Source organism: Synechococcus sp. MVIR-18-1, from assembly GCF_014279835.1.
GTDB lineage: Bacteria > Cyanobacteriota > Cyanobacteriia > PCC-6307 > Cyanobiaceae > Synechococcus_C.
The window spans coordinates 75,869-91,864 of the sequence record NZ_CP047942.1 but is presented as its reverse complement, the minus strand read 5'-3'; the positions used below and the strand labels follow the sequence as shown (position 1 = coordinate 91,864).

The window sequence follows — 15,996 nt, the reverse complement described above, 5'->3', positions numbered from 1 at the left end:
TTATTTAGAAGAACTCGGAACTTCTGCTGGAAGAGGACGTTTCCCAAAGCCTACTAGTACTCGTGGCACCATCAAAACAACAAAGAACATCTGTCGCAAAAAACCATGCTTCTTAAGTCTTCCTCCAAAGATCAACCGCAAACGCTGCAGCGGCATCGAATCTGCAAATTCAACCAAACCAGATGGCCTGCCAGAAAATCTTTTATAGAGTGCATACGATTGTCGATAACACGAGCCTCCTTCAAATTCACCCTTTAGCGATTGAACGATAAACTTTCCAAAGCGGTCTACAAAATAAATGAACCCAATTCCCTTAGCACCAATTACATTATTCGAATGCTGCCTATACAAAACCAGAGATTTAGGCTCGAATGCAATCACACCAAGCCTTGCGGCTACAAGAGCTAACCACCAATCATGCTGAATCATATCATCAGGGAAAGGCAATGCAGAATTAATCAAGGCTCTATTTAAAAGCATGGTGCAACCTGTTGCCACATTCTGCAGCGAAAGATCATCTACATTTGTTCTCGAAGGATCCAGGCATTGATGACGCAAAAAGGAAGGGCCAATTAATTTACCAAATCCATCAATCAACGCGAGATCTGAAAACATTGTCACCGGATTATCTTCTCCATGAATAGCCTCGAGCTTCCGAATAAGCATCAAAGATACCATCAACTTATCAGGCATCCACTCATCATCTTGATCTGACAATGCTACATAATCTGCATTCGTACACTGAAGGAGAGTCTCGAAATTTTTATTGCAGCCTAGACACTTATCAGATGGAACTACTATCAGCCAGTCGCCATATTGGCGCGAAAGCTTTTCTATTAAAGCAACTGTTCCATCAATCGAGCCATCGTCTCTAACAATAAGATTTCGCGGCCTAAGAGTTTGATTAAAAATCGATTTAACCTGGTCAGACAAATAGTGTACCCCATTAAAAGAAGCAAGAACAACATCTATTACTGGTGAGATATTGGTATTAATATCTTTCACCATAAGGACCATCCCCACTTCCAAAAATAGTGCCAAGCACTTGCTAGATTAACAATAATGAGGCCAATCCGTGCATAATTTCCTTTTCCCCAATTATGAATTACTGATGCGATTGGCAAATGAATGCAGCGTCCCTCCTTGGCCAAGGATCGAGTGATGTCTGCATCCTCCAGATAAAGAAAAAAGCCGGAATCAAACCCACCTATTTTTACAAACGAATCAGTGCGTATTAACATACAGCATCCACTCAAATAATCAACCTCAAATGGTTCCTGATAATTCCTATTAGCCATTACATACCATTTATCATAACGTCTCAAAAACTCAGGCTTGATACGTTCAGGAATGAATCTTCGACTAAAGAGTCCCAATACTGTCGGATTCTGTTTGCATAAAAATTGAATCTCTCCACTTAGATTTAGAATTTGCGGAACAGCCAACACAACGTCTTTGTTAAGTGAAAGCCATCTAAAGAGGGTATTAAAAGTTCCAGGCTTCCAAGACAAATCGGTATTAAGAATACCAATATAATTCGGCAAGTCTTTTAACTCACCCACAAGTCGGTTGGCAGCAACTCCATAACCTGGATTGTCAGAATTAAACAAGAAACAATCAGCTTTTTTAGATAGCCGCTCAATAGGCTCTCCAAACCGATGATCATTAACCACAACTGCAAATCCAATATTTTCCGGCAAAAGAGCAAGACAGGCCTCTAGTTTGTCAACCTCACGGATTGGAGTATGATAAGAAACAAGCAAAAGTACTAGATCGCGCTTAATTTGAGTTTCAGGCATCAGATTTTTTTATTTAAGATTGTCAATCCCACCCCTACCTTGTCTCACCCGAAACACCAATTCGCTCACCCTTATAGCCGGCATTACTGCGCACGGATTGACACCAATCAAGATGGCCTAAATACCAGCGAACCGTTGCCTCCAATCCCTCCTCAAAACTATGGCGCGGCCTCCATCCCAGCTCCTCTGTGATCTTGCCTGCATCAATCGCGTAACGACGATCGTGGCCCGGGCGATCACCTACCCGGGTAATCAAATGTGAGTGAGGAGAACTGATCGGATGAAACTCATCCATCAACCTGCAGATCGACTCAACTACATCTCGATTCGTCCGCTCACTGGGGCAGCCATGATCGCCAGCACCTCCCACGCAATAGCTCTCACCTAGCTTTCCTCGAGTCGCTGCCAAGAGCAGCGCCTCTACATGATCTTCCACATAAAGCCAATCCCTCACATTGGCGCCGTCTCCATATAGAGGAATCGGATCTCCTTCCACCGCCTTGAGAATCACAACTGGGATCAGCTTCTCAGGGAATTGCCAAGGGCCATAATTATTCGAACAGTTTGTGAGCACGACAGGTAAGCCATAGGTGTGATGCCACGCACTCACAAGATGATCACTTGCAGCTTTACTCGCTGAATAGGGTGATCGAGGGTCATAGGGAGTTGTTTCAGAAAAGCGACCCTTAGTACCGAGGGAGCCAAATACTTCATCGGTACTGATGTGATGGAAGCGAAAATGGTCCCTGCGTTCATCAGGCAGCTTCTCCCAATGACACCGCACCGCCTGCAAGAGATGAAATGTTCCACTCACATTGCTTTCAATAAAGGCACCAGGCCCATCAATTGATCGATCCACATGGCTTTCGGCCGCTAGATGCATGACAAGATCTGGATCCGCCATGCCAACAGCTTCAGCGGTAGCCGCAGCATCAACAAGATCTGTCTTCAAAAAATGATGACGGGGATGCTCACCAACACTCGTTAGATCGCTTGCATAACCAAACTTGTCTAGATTAAAAACCTCAGCCTCACTTTCAACCAGCAAACGCCGTACCAGCGCACTACCGATGAAGCCAGCTCCACCAGTAACAAGAACCCTATTGATCCCTTCAGGCAGGAGAGCTGACGTCACAGATTGACTCATTTAAGTCATTATTTTAAGTCAAGCCTTAACGCCCTCCCGCCTTGAGCACCGTTTTGATCGTTTTCATCAAGATCAAGAGGTCAAGCCAAGTGCTGAAGTGCTTGAGGTAATAGAGGTCATAAGAAAGCTTCAACTCGGAATCTTCCACACTGGCGGCATAGGGCGCATTCACTTGCGCCCAACCGCTAAGCCCAGGGCGCATCCAATGTCGCTTGCGGTAATGCGGGATTCGAGTCTCAAGCTCATGCTCGTGCTCGGGCCTCTCCGGGCGCGGACCAATTAAACTCATGCTGCCATTGAGTACATTCCAGAGCTGAGGGAGTTCATCGAGGCGAACGCGGCGTAACCACCAGCCAATCGGCGTGATTCTCTGATCACCTACTTCGGTCCACCGGGCCTGATCGCTAGCCAAACCAACATTCATGGTGCGCAACTTGTACACCAAAAAAGGCTGTCCAAGCCAACCACTACGTTTCTGAACGTACATCACAGGTCCACGATCCTGAAGCCAGATCAACAAAGCAGCTAGCAAAAGAAAGGGCGCAGTAATGATGAGCAACAAGGCTGCTGCCAAAAGATCAGCTGCGCGCTTCAATTGCGACTGAACATTGAACGCCGAGGTCCAAGGGATCTCTCCATAACTCAGCCAAGAGTCTGGTAATAAGTCTGTCGGCAAACGCTCTTGATGAAGCTCAATCAAACGCAGGGGAGATATCAAGGAGATCTTTCGTGGATCGCAAGATTCGAGCCGCTCGATCAGGTCCGCTGACTGAGCAGCAATCCGCTGAGATAGCGTCATCGCCAAAACAATTTGCTGGTTGTTATCAACTCGCAAGCGCTGCCACAGAGCAGACATAGTCACCACCTGCAATCGCTGGCGTACAGCAACTGCTTCCCAGGCCTTCAAAACAGAGCAAGTTTCTAATTCCGAACCAACCACCAGGAGAGCAGGCAACTCAGGGATTAGCAAACCTTTTCGCAAACCAACTCGTACGAAAACCGACCAAAGGGCTAGTGGGACCATCCAGGCCAATTGAACGCGTCTAAAAACCAACCAAATCTCCTCATCCGGATTCAGCAACCATCTGCAAACCGCCAGAGCAGCAACCGTGGCCAAAATCGCCAAAAGAACACGCTGAAAAAGATGGACTAATGGCACGCGACGCCAATGCAAAACCGTATAACTTCCCAATAACCAACTAAACATTAAATACAGAATTACTGATCCTATTAGCCAACCCCACTGGCCTTCAACGCTCAGTTCAACAAGAGATAGCCCTGTAAGGATCGGAAAACAAACAAGAACAAAAAATAGAAGCAGTTGGCCCACAACATCCAACATGGCAGCAATCAGCAGCAGCCTGCGTGGACTAGCTATCCACATCTGCCATCACCTGATCCAACGCCGAACGCCAGTGGCAAGCCCCTAATCCGAGCACTTCCCGGGTTTCTGTGCAATCCAGCAAGGAGTAGCTGGGCCGCTGTGCAGGAGTGGGGTACTCAGCTGCGAGTATCGGATTGACCAGCGCTGCCCGCGCCAGCAAACCCTTTAATACGGCTAGCTCACCGATCGCCACTGCGAAGTCATACCAACTCGCCGCACCGGCATCACTCCAGTGCAAAACAGGCGGAAGCTTTTCCTTTTGCTGAAGATCAATCACGGCCCAGCAGACAGCTGCGAGGGTTCTGGTACTCGTTGGGCAACCCACTTGATCGGCAACCACGTTCAGCTGTTCCAGCTCCCGATGCAACCTGAGCATGGTGAGCATGAAGTTGCGACCCACCGGTCCGTAGACCCAACTCGTGCGCAACACAATGCCCCGACCCTCGGCAGCAAGAACCTGCTCCACGGCCTGTTCTCCTTCTGCCTTGCTGCTGCCGTAGACGCCAAGTGGATCTCTCTGTTGATCAACGCGGTAGGGAAAACCTTGCTGCCCACTAAAGACAAAATCAGTGCTCAGCTGGAGCAATGAACCGCCTGTTTCAAGCAACGCTTCAGCGAAAGCCCTCGGTGCTCCAGCATTCACCGCATGAGCTAATTCCGATTCGCTTTCAGCGCGATCCACAGCTGTATAGGCACCGGCATTCAAGACCCAATCAGGCCTGTGAAACAGCACAGCTTCGCGGCAAGCCTGATGATCAGCAAGGTCGAGCGCTTGGATTCCCTCGCCACCGCTCCGACTGGTGGCAATCACTTCAAGCTCCTTCGACTTGGAGGCCAAAAGCGCTTGACCCAACTGGCCCTTTGCACCTGTGAGCAGCACCTTCATCAGAACAGGTCTCCCATGGATTCAGCAACTGAAAGCGACGGAGCTGCGGCATCCTTCTGGGCCAGAAGAGGCTGCTTCACACAAGCGCTCTCAAGCGGCCAATCGATGGCTAGCTGCGGGGCATCCCAGCGCAGACTCCTCTCACAATCGCGGTTCCAAAAGCCGCTGGCCTTATAAAGCACTTCAGCCTGATCACTCAGGGTGAGGAAACCATGCCCAAAACCAACAGGAACCCAAAGCTGCTGATGATTTTCAGCAGTGAGCTCCGCCGCCACCCAATGCCCGAAGGTGTCTGAACTGCGCCGTAAATCAACGGCTACATCAAAAATCGCACCAACGGTGCAGCGCACAAGCTTCCCTTGGGGCTCTGGTTCCAGCTGGTAGTGAAGACCGCGCAACACGCCGCGACTGGAGCGTGAATGATTGTCCTGACGGAACTCAACCTGTTTGGCATCAGCTTCGCTCCAACCACCCTCCACAAGTGCTGCAACAAAAGCCCGCTGATTCCAGCTTTCAAAGAAAAAACCACGATCGTCACCAAAAACCCGAGGCTTTAACAGCAATGGGCCTTGAACCAAACCGCCACCTCTGGTTGAAACGAGCTGTTCAACTTGCATGGTTCACCTCGAGAGTGCGTTGCAAAGCGGAATGATCAGAAACCGACTCTTGCAGCAACTGATTCAGATAAATGCCGTAGCCACTTTTGAGCAAGGGATGCGCCAAATGCTGCAGCTGATTGTTGTCAATCCAGCCCTGGCGCCAGGCCACTTCCTCTGGACATCCCACCTTTAGGCCCTGGCGATGCTCCAGCGTTCGGATGTATCCACAAGCCTCATGCAAAGAGTCGCACGTTCCGGTATCCAGCCATGCCATTCCTCGACCCATCAATTCAACCCTTAACAGCCCCTCATCGAGATACATCTGGTTGAGATCCGTGATCTCCAGCTCACCGCGGGAGGAAGGTTTCACCCTTCGAGCCCTCTCCACAACTGTGTTGTCGTAAAAGTAAAGCCCCGTCACGGCATAACGACTTTTCGGGTGCTGAGGTTTTTCCTCAAGAGACAACACCTTGCCAGTCGCATCAAACTCCGCTACTCCATAGCGCTCCGGATCACTCACCGGATAGGCAAACACGGTCGCACCAGTTTGATTTTCATTGCTCCCCAGCAGTTGCGGCACTAAGTCATGACCGTGAAACAAGTTGTCTCCCAACACAAGAGCTGCAGGGGCTCCACACAGGAAGTCAGCCCCAATCAAAAATGCTTGTGCCAATCCGTCTGGAGAGGGTTGAACGGCATATTCAATGATCATGCCCCAACGACTGCCATCCCCCAGCAAGCGCTCAAAGGATTGCTGGTCTTGAGGTGTGGTGATAATCAACACCTCACGAATTCCCGCCAGCATCAAAGTGCTGAGCGGGTAATAAATCATCGGCTTGTCATAAACAGGAAGCAGCTGCTTGCTGACCGCCTGCGTCATTGGATGCAAACGGGTACCACTGCCACCGGCAAGGATGATTCCTTTACGCGGGATGGATTCCATCTGCATCAAATATCAAATGACAGTCTTGCACAATCACTCAATATCACTTGCAGGGACATCAACTAAGCAGCTGTTTGCCCAGCAGGCGGGGCGGGCTGGAACATAAACATCGAATAAATCACATTGCGGCGCATATTCGTCATCATCTCCAGGAACATATCGTAGCCCTCATTTTTATATTCAATCAGCGGATCTTTCTGTCCATAACCTCGCAGTCCCACCGACTCGCGCAGGGCATCCATCGCCTGAAGATGTTCACGCCAGAGCGTATCAATCTGCTGAAGGATGAAGAAGCGTTCAGCCTCGCGCATTAGCCCTGGACGCAACTCCTCAATCTGGCCTTCTTTAAGGTCATAGGCATTGCGCAATTGCTCTTGGAGGAAAGCCTTGAGATCATCCATTGAGAGGCCCTGGAGTTGATCGGGCTGCAGATCATCCAGCAAATAAACAAACTCTTTCACCTTGCTCACTAATTGCGACACGTCCCATTCCTCGGGTGGAAGATCTGGGTTCACATACGCCTCAACGATCTCATTCATGGTGCGCTCGCCATAGCCAATCACCTGCTTTTTGAGTTCACGGCCATCGAGCACACGCCGTCTCTCGGTATACACCGCTCTGCGTTGATTGTTCATCACTTCGTCGTACTCAAACACCTGCTTACGGATGTCGTAGTAATACGTTTCCACCTTCTTTTGGGCGCCCTCGAGTGAGCGGGTGAGCATGCCCGATTCAATCGGCATGTCCTCCTCCACCCGGAAGGCATTCATCAAGCCCGCCACACGCTCACCACCAAAGATGCGCAGAAGGTTGTCGCCCAACGACAAGAAGAACCTTGTGCTGCCAGGGTCACCCTGACGGCCAGCACGGCCGCGCAGCTGGTTATCAACGCGGCGTGACTCGTGACGCTCCGTGCCAATCACGTGCAGGCCTCCAGCCTCACGCACGCCCATCTCCTCCTGTTTCACCACGGCGTCGTATTCGCCTTTCACCTGGGCAATGGCAGCACGCAATTGGGCAATCTCAGGATCCTCTGTGGGAGCTTTTTCTGCTGCCGTCGCAATGCGGTCTTCCAGCTCGATCACACTCAGAGCGCGATCACCCCAAGCCTTGACCAACTGCTTGGCCAGCTCCACCAGCGCCTGATCCGTGTCTTCTGTGAGCTGGCAGGGATACAAGTTGCCAATTGCCTTGGCTTCACTCGGCGCATTGCCGTGGGGACCACTAGGGGCTGGCGCCGAGAAACCACCACCGCCTTCCTCACTGCGCTGAAGAGGCACGGGGGGGCGATGACCATCCTCTGGACGCACCAACCGGGGAAGCAACACCTCACGCAACTTGAGGCGAGCCATGTAATCGCTGTTTCCGCCAAGGATGATGTCGGTGCCACGGCCCGCCATGTTGGTGGCGATGGTCACCGAGCCGGCCCGACCGGCCTGAGCAACGATTTCTGCCTCCCGCTCCACGTTTTCTGGTTTGGCGTTGAGCAGGTTGTGGGGGATGTTTTCCTCCGCAAGCAAGGCACTGAGCAGCTCACTTTTCTCCACGCTGGTGGTGCCCACCAAAACGGGGCGACCCTGCTTGTGCACCTCAGCGGTTTCTTTGGCCACCGCTCGCCATTTCGCTGTTTCGGTTTTGTACACCTGATCCACCCAGTCTTGGCGGGCGCGCACCCGGTTCGTCGGCACGATGGCGGTTTGCAAGGAGTAAGTCTTTTCGAATTCCACTTCCTCTGTTTTGGCCGTACCGGTCATCCCGGCCAAACGGGGATAGAGCAGAAAGAAATTCTGATAGGTAATCGACGCCAAGGTTTGCGTTTCTGGCTGAATCGCCAAGCCCTCTTTGGCCTCAATCGCCTGGTGCTGTCCATCACTCCAACGCCTGCCTGGCATCACCCGGCCCGTGAACTCATCCACGATCACCGCCTCACCATCGCGAACGATGTAGTTCACATCACGCACAAACAGCTCTTTGGCCTTGAGGGCGTTGGTGATGTAATGCGCCCAAGGATCCTGTGGGTTGTAGAGATCTTCAACACCAATTAAGGCCTCCGCCTTGGCGAATCCCTCATCGGTGAGTGTGGAACTGCGCTGCTTTTCATCCACCTCGTAATCACCTTCAGGGTCGATGCCGTCTTTGCCCATTTCGGCGGCCCGCTCCAGGGCATTCGCCACCTCTACGGCCTTCTCATATTTCTCTTGAGGGCGTTCCACCTGCCCGGAAATGATCAAAGGCGTGCGTGCTTCATCAATCAGGATGGAGTCGACTTCGTCGATCACGCAAAACTGAAACTCGCGCTGCACTACCTCATTGATGTCAGCAGCCATGTTGTCGCGCAGATAATCAAATCCAAGCTCTGAATTGGTGGCATAGGTGATATCGCAGCCGTAATTAATCCGGCGTTCAGCCGGCGACATGTCCTGCTGAATCAAGCCCACCGAAAGACCGAGGAAGCGATGCACCTGACCCATCCATTCCGCATCGCGGCGCGCCAAATAGTCGTTCACCGTGACCACGTGCACTCCACGGCCGGTAAGCGCATTGAGATAGCTGGGGAGGGTAGCCACAAGCGTTTTGCCCTCACCGGTTTTCATCTCGGCGATCTGGCCCTCGTGCAGCACCATGCCACCGATCATTTGCACGTCGAAATGGCGCATGCCCAGCACCCGCTTGCCGGCTTCACGGACCACCGCGAAGGCGTCTGGCAACAAGTCGTCCAATACGGGTCTTTGTTTCTCTAAAGACCCAGCAGCCTCTAAGCGCTGGCGAAACTCAGCCGTGCGACGGCGCAGGTCGTCGTCGCTTAGCGGCGCAATCTCCTCCTCGAGCAGATTGATGTCTGAAACGATCGGCTGATAACGCTTCAGCTTGCGGGCGTTGGGGTCACCCAGCAGGAGCTTGAGCATGGAAATCGCCAAATCGACTGCGCAACAGCCTACTGAGGCCCACTGGATGGCATGGCAATAACGAGGAGAAATTCAGGCTGTGTAATCGCTCGATCCTCACCATCAGGAAAAAAGCGAATCAAGAACTTGCAACCAAACCTTGCGAGCAAACAAATCGAGATATCTGTCCCGCGCTTCAAGGCTTAGCGCCTTTCGTAGTGCAGGCGAAGTCGCCAACTGATGGAGAACCAACGACAACTCTTCAGGCTGTTGGGACCAAGACAATCCAGACAGTTGTCCCACCCAGCCCATCCCAGAGCGCTTGTTTTGAAAAGCGAGTGACGGAATCCCTGCCGCCATTGCCTCTAACTGCACGATCCCGAAGGCTTCTGTGGAGCGATCCGAAGGAAGCACCAAAACGTCTGCAAGGGCGAGTTCTGCCAACTTCTCCGCCTCATCTAAACAGCCCAGAAAAGTCACAGCAGAGCTCGCGCCAAACAACGTCGTACTGAGCGCTTCAAAGGCACGCCGGCGTGGGCCATCTCCGACGACCGTTAATGACCAAGGCTCCTTCACTAAGGCAAGAGCTTCCAACAACCAGTCCAAGCGCTTGTAACTATCAAGCCTTCCAATAAACAACACCCGCAAGGGCATTGCTTTTGCTGAACGCGAGGGCAACTCCAATAGCGCCTTTTCTTGCTCTGGATTCAGACAACAGGGCAGAACAGCCACACGAGCGGGCTGGCATCCACAACGAATCAACTCTTTCGCCAGTACGGGAGAGGTCGTAATGACTTTGGTTAAATGTGGGACGACACGAAGGGCCAGCCACTGATATGCAGCAAAAAGCCGATTCTTCGAGCCTGGCTCCGGAGCAACAAAGCAGTGCCAATGGGCGAACACTGGCCGACGGGGATGCAGAAGACGCGCTAGTAGCAAAACCAACAGCACCCCTGGCGATGGCAAATGCCCATAAAGAGGTCGGCGTGAGAGCAAGAGGCTCCAAAGCGCACGAGATGGCAAGGGAAGCAACAAACGGCCGAGGGGTGGACTGGCTGGCAACACCACACGGGGATAGGAAACCGGCAAGGCATCTAGCTCATCAGCGCTACGAGATTGCGCATCAAAGCTGAACACCGTTGCACCCCACTCACTCGCTAATGCATGGGCCACCCTCTCCACGCCTCCATAGCCTGGAGGCCATTCGCGCATGAGTTGAGCAGGAGAGTCCATCACCCACCAACCTGATCATGAGCAGACAAACGACCAGGAATCGCAGCGTTCACGGGATTAGAACGTTTTTTTCATCATCTCAGCCAAGCGCAGGTCTCTTGCTGTTCCACACGTGTCGATGATGGAGTCCTAATCAACCCGCCATGGCCCGCATCCGACTCGTTCAACATGCTCCTGGCGCCCCAGGCCTGCGCTGGTTTGGACTCGGCCCTGATCTCAAGCCGAGCCGCGGCCTGCTCAAGCTGCGTCGCTTGCTGCACAAACACGCGTTTTGGGCCCAACAGCGCAACACAGCAGATCTCAAACGGATGCTGGCCGGCAGCACGGTTGTCGTGAGCCTTTGGCGCGGCAAGCGGATGGTGGGGTTCGGACGGGCCACCAGCGATGGAATCCACCGCGCCGTGCTTTGGGATGTGGTCGTTGCCGGAGACCTTCAAGGCCGCGGACTCGGGCGACGTGTGGTGGAGGCCCTACTCAGCGCCAAGGCGATTCGCAACGCTGAGCGGGTATATCTGATGACCACCAACAGCTCTGGGTTCTACCAACAGCTGGGGTTTGAACCGGCCAGCCCTCAGCAATTGCTCATTCGCAACCAATAAATCAGAAAAATCAAAAAAAAACTGGATTTCAAACCTCTTTGAAGACCGAAGACTTTCAACAAAGGTGTGCTTAAAAGGTTGGCTGCTCACTGAAAGCCCGCCTAAACGAAAAGCGGATGAAGAGATTCGAACTCTCGACCCTCTCCTTGGCAAGGAGATGCTCTACCACTGAGCTACATCCGCAAAGCCGTGTTGAACGCTGGGTTCGCTACGACCTGGGCAGCATGCAACACAAAGGGGCCGTTGGTCAATGCCCCGGCAGTGCCTTCATCAAGGAAGCCATCTCTAAAGCCTCCAAGCCGTAGCTCCAGCCGAGATTGCTCTTGATCCCGGCACGCTCCAGGGCCTGCTGCATCGTGTCGGTGGTCAACACCCCGAAGATCACGGGCACGCCCGTGTCACGCGCCACAGCGGCAATTCCCTTGCTCGCTTCCGCGACCACCACATCGAAATGTGGGGTATCACCGCGAATCACCGCACCCAGGGTGATCACCACCTGGTAGCGCCCACTGCGGGCCAGATTTTGAGACACCACAGGCAGCTCAAACGACCCCGGCACCCAGGCCACATCGAGCTGGGCACTCTCAGCAGTCGTATCCACTCCATGGCGAGACAGACAATCCAAGCAACCGCTCAGCAGCTTTGCCGTCACCAAATCGTTGAAACGGGCCACCACAACGGCGATACGAACCTGGCCTAAATCAGTGAAACGTCCTTCAAACGTGGCCATGAAAAGGCAGGAGCAAGTAAGACCATGCTCCCATCAAGGCGTAACCCGGTCTGAAGTGGGCTTCAGACCACGAAGTAGCTCACGCCCCAGTTGAGCAGCACCAGGGCCACCCAGGCGATCCCACCCAGCAGGATCAAGCGGTTGGAACGTCCGCTGTCCTCATTCGAGGCATACAGCACAGGAACCGCCACGATGAGGGCAAACGACATCACCACCAGGGCCAGCACGGTGAGGGTGTTGAGGATCTGCATGGAGTTTTGTCGACGCCAGAGCGGTGCGAAAGATTCTCACATGCACCTGGAACCCTGGCCCACCTTGGAATCAAGCTTCACAGCTTGTGGTGATCGAAAGACCTCGTCCACTGCTGTGAGTCTTACGATCCATGGATCGCTACGCCACCCGTGCCCCAACCGGACCTGGCCCTGCAGGGCAACCTTTTTGGGGATGCGGAACCGGCCAGTTCGCCGCCAAACAAGGATCAGCAAAAAGAAGGTGCGCTCGATCAGCTCGATGATCTCGAGCTCACGCAAGATGCCAAACAGCGCCCCCGTCAACGCCAACTTCAGCGCCAAGGCCAAGGCCAACAACAGCATTCCGAGCTCTCCACGAGCAGCCAGAGCGAGGCCGCAGACAACGACCACAACAACAGCGACGACGATCTCCCGCCCTGGTCGCACCACAGCCAGGTCACCCCGGAGCAGCTCACCCCGATGCTCCGCCACTACGTGGAACTCAAAGCCGCCCATCCCGAGCGGGTGTTGCTCTATCGGCTCGGTGACTTTTTTGAATGCTTCTTCGAAGACGCCATCAACTTGTCTCGCCTGCTCGAACTCACCCTCACCGGGAAAGAGGCAGGCAAACAGATTGGACGGGTGCCGATGGCTGGCATTCCCCATCACGCCGCTGAGCGCTACTGCTCCGAGCTGATTCGCCGCGGCCTCAGCGTGGCACTCTGCGACCAACTGGAAGCCGCCCCTGCCAGTGGATCCGCCAAAGGAACCTTGCTGCGCCGAGACATCACCAGGGTGCTGACTCCGGGCACGGTTCTGGAAGAAGGCCTGCTCAGCGCGCGCCGCAATAACTGGCTGGCGGCGGTAATGGTTGAACCCGCGCAAGGCCGGCAGCCCTTTCGCTGGGGGCTGGCCTGCGCCGATGTGAGCACGGGCGAATTCCTCGTCCGCGAACAAGACAACAGCGCTGCGCTGCATCAAGAGCTCGCGCGGCTCGATCCAGCGGAACTGATCCACCACAGCCACAACAACATGGCACCCAGCTGGTGCCCAGAGCGCCTGCAACGCTGCGACATCGGCAACACAGCCTTCAGCCAACCGGAAGCAGAAGCACTGCTCTTGGAGCGGTTCCACTTACAATCTCTCGACGGGCTTGGGCTGCAAAACGTTCCGCTCGCCATGCGCGCCGCCGGCGCACTGCTCGCCTATCTCGGCGAGACCTGCCCCTTAGACGACGACGGCATCACACCGCCGCCCTTGGAGCGACCGATCACCTGCTTCCCAGGGGACGCGCTGGTGCTCGATGCCCAAACCCGCCGCAATCTCGAGCTCACCGCCACCCAGCGTGACAACCAATTCCAGGGCTCGCTGCTCTGGGCGATCGATCGCACACTCACCGCCATGGGCGCCCGTTGTCTGCGCCGCTGGATTGAGGCCCCACTGATGGACCCCTCCAGCATTCGCACCCGCCAAGCAAGCGTGAGCCAATTGGTAAGCAAGCGACCATTGCGGCAAGCCCTGCGGCGCTTGCTGCGGCCCATGGGTGACCTGGAACGACTCGCCGGACGGGCCGGTGCAGGCCACGCTGGAGCCCGAGATCTCGTGGCCATCGCCGATGGCTTAGGGCGCCTACCTCAGCTCGCCAACCTGATCGCCAGTCAGCTCAAGGGCGGCCCCTCTTGGCTCTCCGATGTGCTGGAACCGGATCCAGCCCTCGCCGCGCTCGGGGAGAGCATCCGGCGTCAACTCGTGGACAGCCCACCGCTAAGTCTCAGCGAGGGAGGGCTGATCCACGACGGGGTCGACCCACTCTTAGATGGCTTACGCAATCAGCTCGATGACCAAGACAAGTGGCTGGCGGAACAGGAGCAACACGAACGTCAGCGCAGCAACAACAACAATCTCAAGCTGCAATATCACCGCACCTTTGGCTATTTCCTATCGGTGAGCCGGGCCCGCTCAGGCGCCGTACCAGACCACTGGATTCGCCGCCAAACCCTGGCGAATGAGGAACGCTTCATCACCCCCGACCTCAAAGCCAGAGAAGGCCAGATCTTTCAGATGCGCGCCCGTGCCGCCCAACGCGAGTACGAATTGTTCTGTGCATTGCGAACAGAGATCGGCCATCACGCTGAAGCAATCCGCAGATCCGCCCGGGCGATCGCAGGCCTTGATGCCCTCACCAGCCTGGCGGAAGCCGCGGCCACGGGAGGTTGGTGTGCTCCTGAGATCACAGCGGATCGCAGCCTGGTGATCGAACAGGGCCGCCATCCAGTGGTTGAGCAACTGCTCGTGGAGACGACCTTCACCCCAAATGACAGCGACTTAGGGACAGGCATCGATTTGGTGGTGCTCACCGGACCGAATGCCAGCGGCAAAAGCTGCTACCTGCGTCAGATCGGCTTGATCCAGCTGCTGGCCCAGATCGGCAGCTGGGTTCCAGCGCAAACGGCACGAGTCGGAATCGCCGATCGCATTTTCACGCGCGTCGGCGCGGTCGATGACCTCGCCGCGGGCCAGTCCACCTTCATGGTGGAGATGGCGGAGACCGCCAACATCCTGCATCACGCCAGCGACCGCTCACTCGTGTTGCTCGACGAAATCGGGCGCGGTACCGCCACCTTTGATGGACTCTCGATCGCTTGGGCCGTAAGCGAACATCTGGCCGGTGATCTCCAGGCCCGCACTGTGTTTGCCACCCATTATCACGAGCTGAATGCCCTGGCCGGCGAGCGCACCAACGTGGCCAACTGCCAGGTGCTGGTGGAAGAAACTGGCAGCGATCTGGTGTTCCTCCATCGCGTGGCTGCTGGTGGCGCCAGCCGCAGCTACGGCATCGAAGCCGCCCGCTTAGCGGGGGTGCCAACCTCCGTGGTGCAGCGCGCACGCCAGGTGTTGGATCAACTGGCCACCTGACGCAGCAAGGCGTTCACGGCTGCTGCCACCAGACCGGCCCCGCCACGGGTGCCGTCCAAGCGGATCTGATCCAGGGTGGTTTGCGCCAAGCGACGCTTGCTTTCCGGCACACCCACAAACCCCACCGGCATGCCAACAATCAGGCTTGGAGCGGGTGCTCCCGCATCCAGTTGATCCATGAGTTGCTCCAAGGCCGTTGGAGCACTACCGATGAGCACCAGCGGCATGGGCTGACTTGCAACCTCAGCGGCCTCGATCAGCTCCGGCCAGGCGCGAACCATCGCCGCCGCCGACCGGGTGGATCCTTGCGGCGACTGAGCCGGGGCCCAATCGAGCAGGCAGCGCACCTCATTCCCAGAGGTGCGCGCCGCCATCGGCCGCACCGCCGCTGCCGCCATCGCTGTATCCGTGAGAATCAGAGCTCCCGCCTTGAGGGCCTGAAGTCCGGCATCACAGGCACCAGGGCTGAACTGCAGCAGGACCGCCAAAGAGGGATCCCCGCTGCTGTGCACCAGCCGTTCCAGCACGTCTTGTGACAGGGGGTCCAAACCGGTGTCTCCCAGCAGGGCCCGAATGCGGCGAATGCTTTCGGTAAAGATCGGATGATCGCGGTTCAGAGGAATCAAGACGCAACTCCGGCATCAT

Annotated in this window: 14 protein-coding genes and 1 tRNA gene; 2 read left to right on the top strand and 13 right to left on the bottom strand. The window is 55.0% G+C overall.

Going from position 1 to position 15,996, the window contains the following annotated elements:
- From SynMVIR181_RS00455 to SynMVIR181_RS00415, 9 genes are all read right to left on the bottom strand, one after another.
- Nucleotides 1–1,041, bottom strand: coding sequence for a glycosyltransferase family 2 protein (locus tag SynMVIR181_RS00455; protein WP_186589595.1), 1,041 nt, complete (start codon nucleotides 1,039–1,041; stop codon nucleotides 1–3).
- On the bottom strand, nucleotides 1,002–1,799 hold the full coding sequence (locus SynMVIR181_RS00450; RefSeq protein ID WP_255444339.1) for a glycosyltransferase family 2 protein: 798 nt from the start codon (nucleotides 1,797–1,799) through the stop codon (nucleotides 1,002–1,004). Before SynMVIR181_RS00450 ends, SynMVIR181_RS00455 begins: the two co-directional genes overlap by 40 nt.
- Nucleotides 1,800–1,833: 34 nt before the next feature.
- On the bottom strand, nucleotides 1,834–2,946 hold the full coding sequence (rfbB, locus tag SynMVIR181_RS00445) for a dTDP-glucose 4,6-dehydratase (RefSeq protein WP_186589594.1): 1,113 nt from the start codon (nucleotides 2,944–2,946) through the stop codon (nucleotides 1,834–1,836).
- Nucleotides 2,947–2,971: 25 nt separating this feature from the next.
- Entirely contained in the window at nucleotides 2,972–4,330 is a 1,359-nt protein-coding gene (locus tag SynMVIR181_RS00440; protein ID WP_186589593.1) for a sugar transferase, read from the bottom strand.
- Entirely contained in the window at nucleotides 4,317–5,216 is a 900-nt protein-coding gene (gene rfbD / locus SynMVIR181_RS00435; RefSeq protein WP_186589592.1) for a dTDP-4-dehydrorhamnose reductase, read from the bottom strand. The genes SynMVIR181_RS00440 and rfbD overlap by 14 nt, the downstream gene beginning before the upstream one ends.
- The gene (gene rfbC, locus SynMVIR181_RS00430; RefSeq protein WP_186589591.1) at nucleotides 5,216–5,833 is read right to left on the bottom strand and encodes a dTDP-4-dehydrorhamnose 3,5-epimerase; all 618 of its coding nucleotides are present in this window, start codon (nucleotides 5,831–5,833) and stop codon (nucleotides 5,216–5,218) included. The genes rfbD and rfbC overlap by 1 nt, the downstream gene beginning before the upstream one ends.
- On the bottom strand, nucleotides 5,823–6,758 hold the full coding sequence (rfbA, locus tag SynMVIR181_RS00425; RefSeq protein ID WP_186589590.1) for a glucose-1-phosphate thymidylyltransferase RfbA: 936 nt from the start codon (nucleotides 6,756–6,758) through the stop codon (nucleotides 5,823–5,825). The genes rfbC and rfbA overlap by 11 nt, the downstream gene beginning before the upstream one ends.
- 62 nt (nucleotides 6,759–6,820) lie before the next feature.
- Entirely contained in the window at nucleotides 6,821–9,664 is a 2,844-nt protein-coding gene (secA, locus tag SynMVIR181_RS00420) for a preprotein translocase subunit SecA (RefSeq protein WP_186590411.1), read from the bottom strand.
- Between the two features lie 102 nt (nucleotides 9,665–9,766).
- Nucleotides 9,767–10,876 carry a glycosyltransferase family 4 protein gene (locus tag SynMVIR181_RS00415; RefSeq protein ID WP_255444338.1) on the bottom strand — a complete coding sequence of 370 codons (1,110 nt, stop codon included), beginning with the start codon at nucleotides 10,874–10,876 and terminating at the stop codon, nucleotides 9,767–9,769.
- A gap of 143 nt (nucleotides 10,877–11,019) precedes the next feature.
- Here SynMVIR181_RS00415 and SynMVIR181_RS00410 point away from each other — a divergent pair, with 143 nt between their 5' ends.
- The gene (locus SynMVIR181_RS00410) at nucleotides 11,020–11,475 is read left to right on the top strand and encodes a GNAT family N-acetyltransferase (RefSeq protein WP_186589588.1); all 456 of its coding nucleotides are present in this window, start codon (nucleotides 11,020–11,022) and stop codon (nucleotides 11,473–11,475) included.
- A gap of 111 nt (nucleotides 11,476–11,586) precedes the next feature.
- Here the strand turns inward: SynMVIR181_RS00410 and SynMVIR181_RS00405 are convergent.
- The 3 genes from SynMVIR181_RS00405 to psbZ form a co-directional block, all read right to left on the bottom strand.
- Nucleotides 11,587–11,658, bottom strand: a tRNA-Gly gene (locus SynMVIR181_RS00405).
- Nucleotides 11,659–11,722: 64 nt separating this feature from the next.
- Nucleotides 11,723–12,205 (bottom strand): 6,7-dimethyl-8-ribityllumazine synthase, encoded by a 483-nt coding sequence (gene ribH / locus SynMVIR181_RS00400; RefSeq protein WP_186517426.1) that lies wholly within the window; start codon nucleotides 12,203–12,205, stop codon nucleotides 11,723–11,725.
- 62 nt (nucleotides 12,206–12,267) lie between these two features.
- On the bottom strand, nucleotides 12,268–12,456 hold the full coding sequence (psbZ, locus tag SynMVIR181_RS00395) for a photosystem II reaction center protein PsbZ (protein WP_006855033.1): 189 nt from the start codon (nucleotides 12,454–12,456) through the stop codon (nucleotides 12,268–12,270).
- A gap of 150 nt (nucleotides 12,457–12,606) precedes the next feature.
- Here psbZ and mutS point away from each other — a divergent pair, with 150 nt between their 5' ends.
- Nucleotides 12,607–15,351 carry a DNA mismatch repair protein MutS gene (gene mutS, locus SynMVIR181_RS00390; protein WP_255444337.1) on the top strand — a complete coding sequence of 915 codons (2,745 nt, stop codon included), beginning with the start codon at nucleotides 12,607–12,609 and terminating at the stop codon, nucleotides 15,349–15,351.
- On the opposite strand, the gene SynMVIR181_RS00385 is transcribed toward mutS, so the two are convergent.
- A complete protein-coding gene (locus tag SynMVIR181_RS00385; RefSeq protein ID WP_186589587.1) occupies nucleotides 15,336–15,977 on the bottom strand; it encodes a precorrin-8X methylmutase in 642 nt (213 codons plus the stop codon). The two genes, mutS and SynMVIR181_RS00385, sit on opposite strands and share 16 nt — an antisense overlap.
- Between the last annotated feature and the right edge of the window lie 19 nt (nucleotides 15,978–15,996).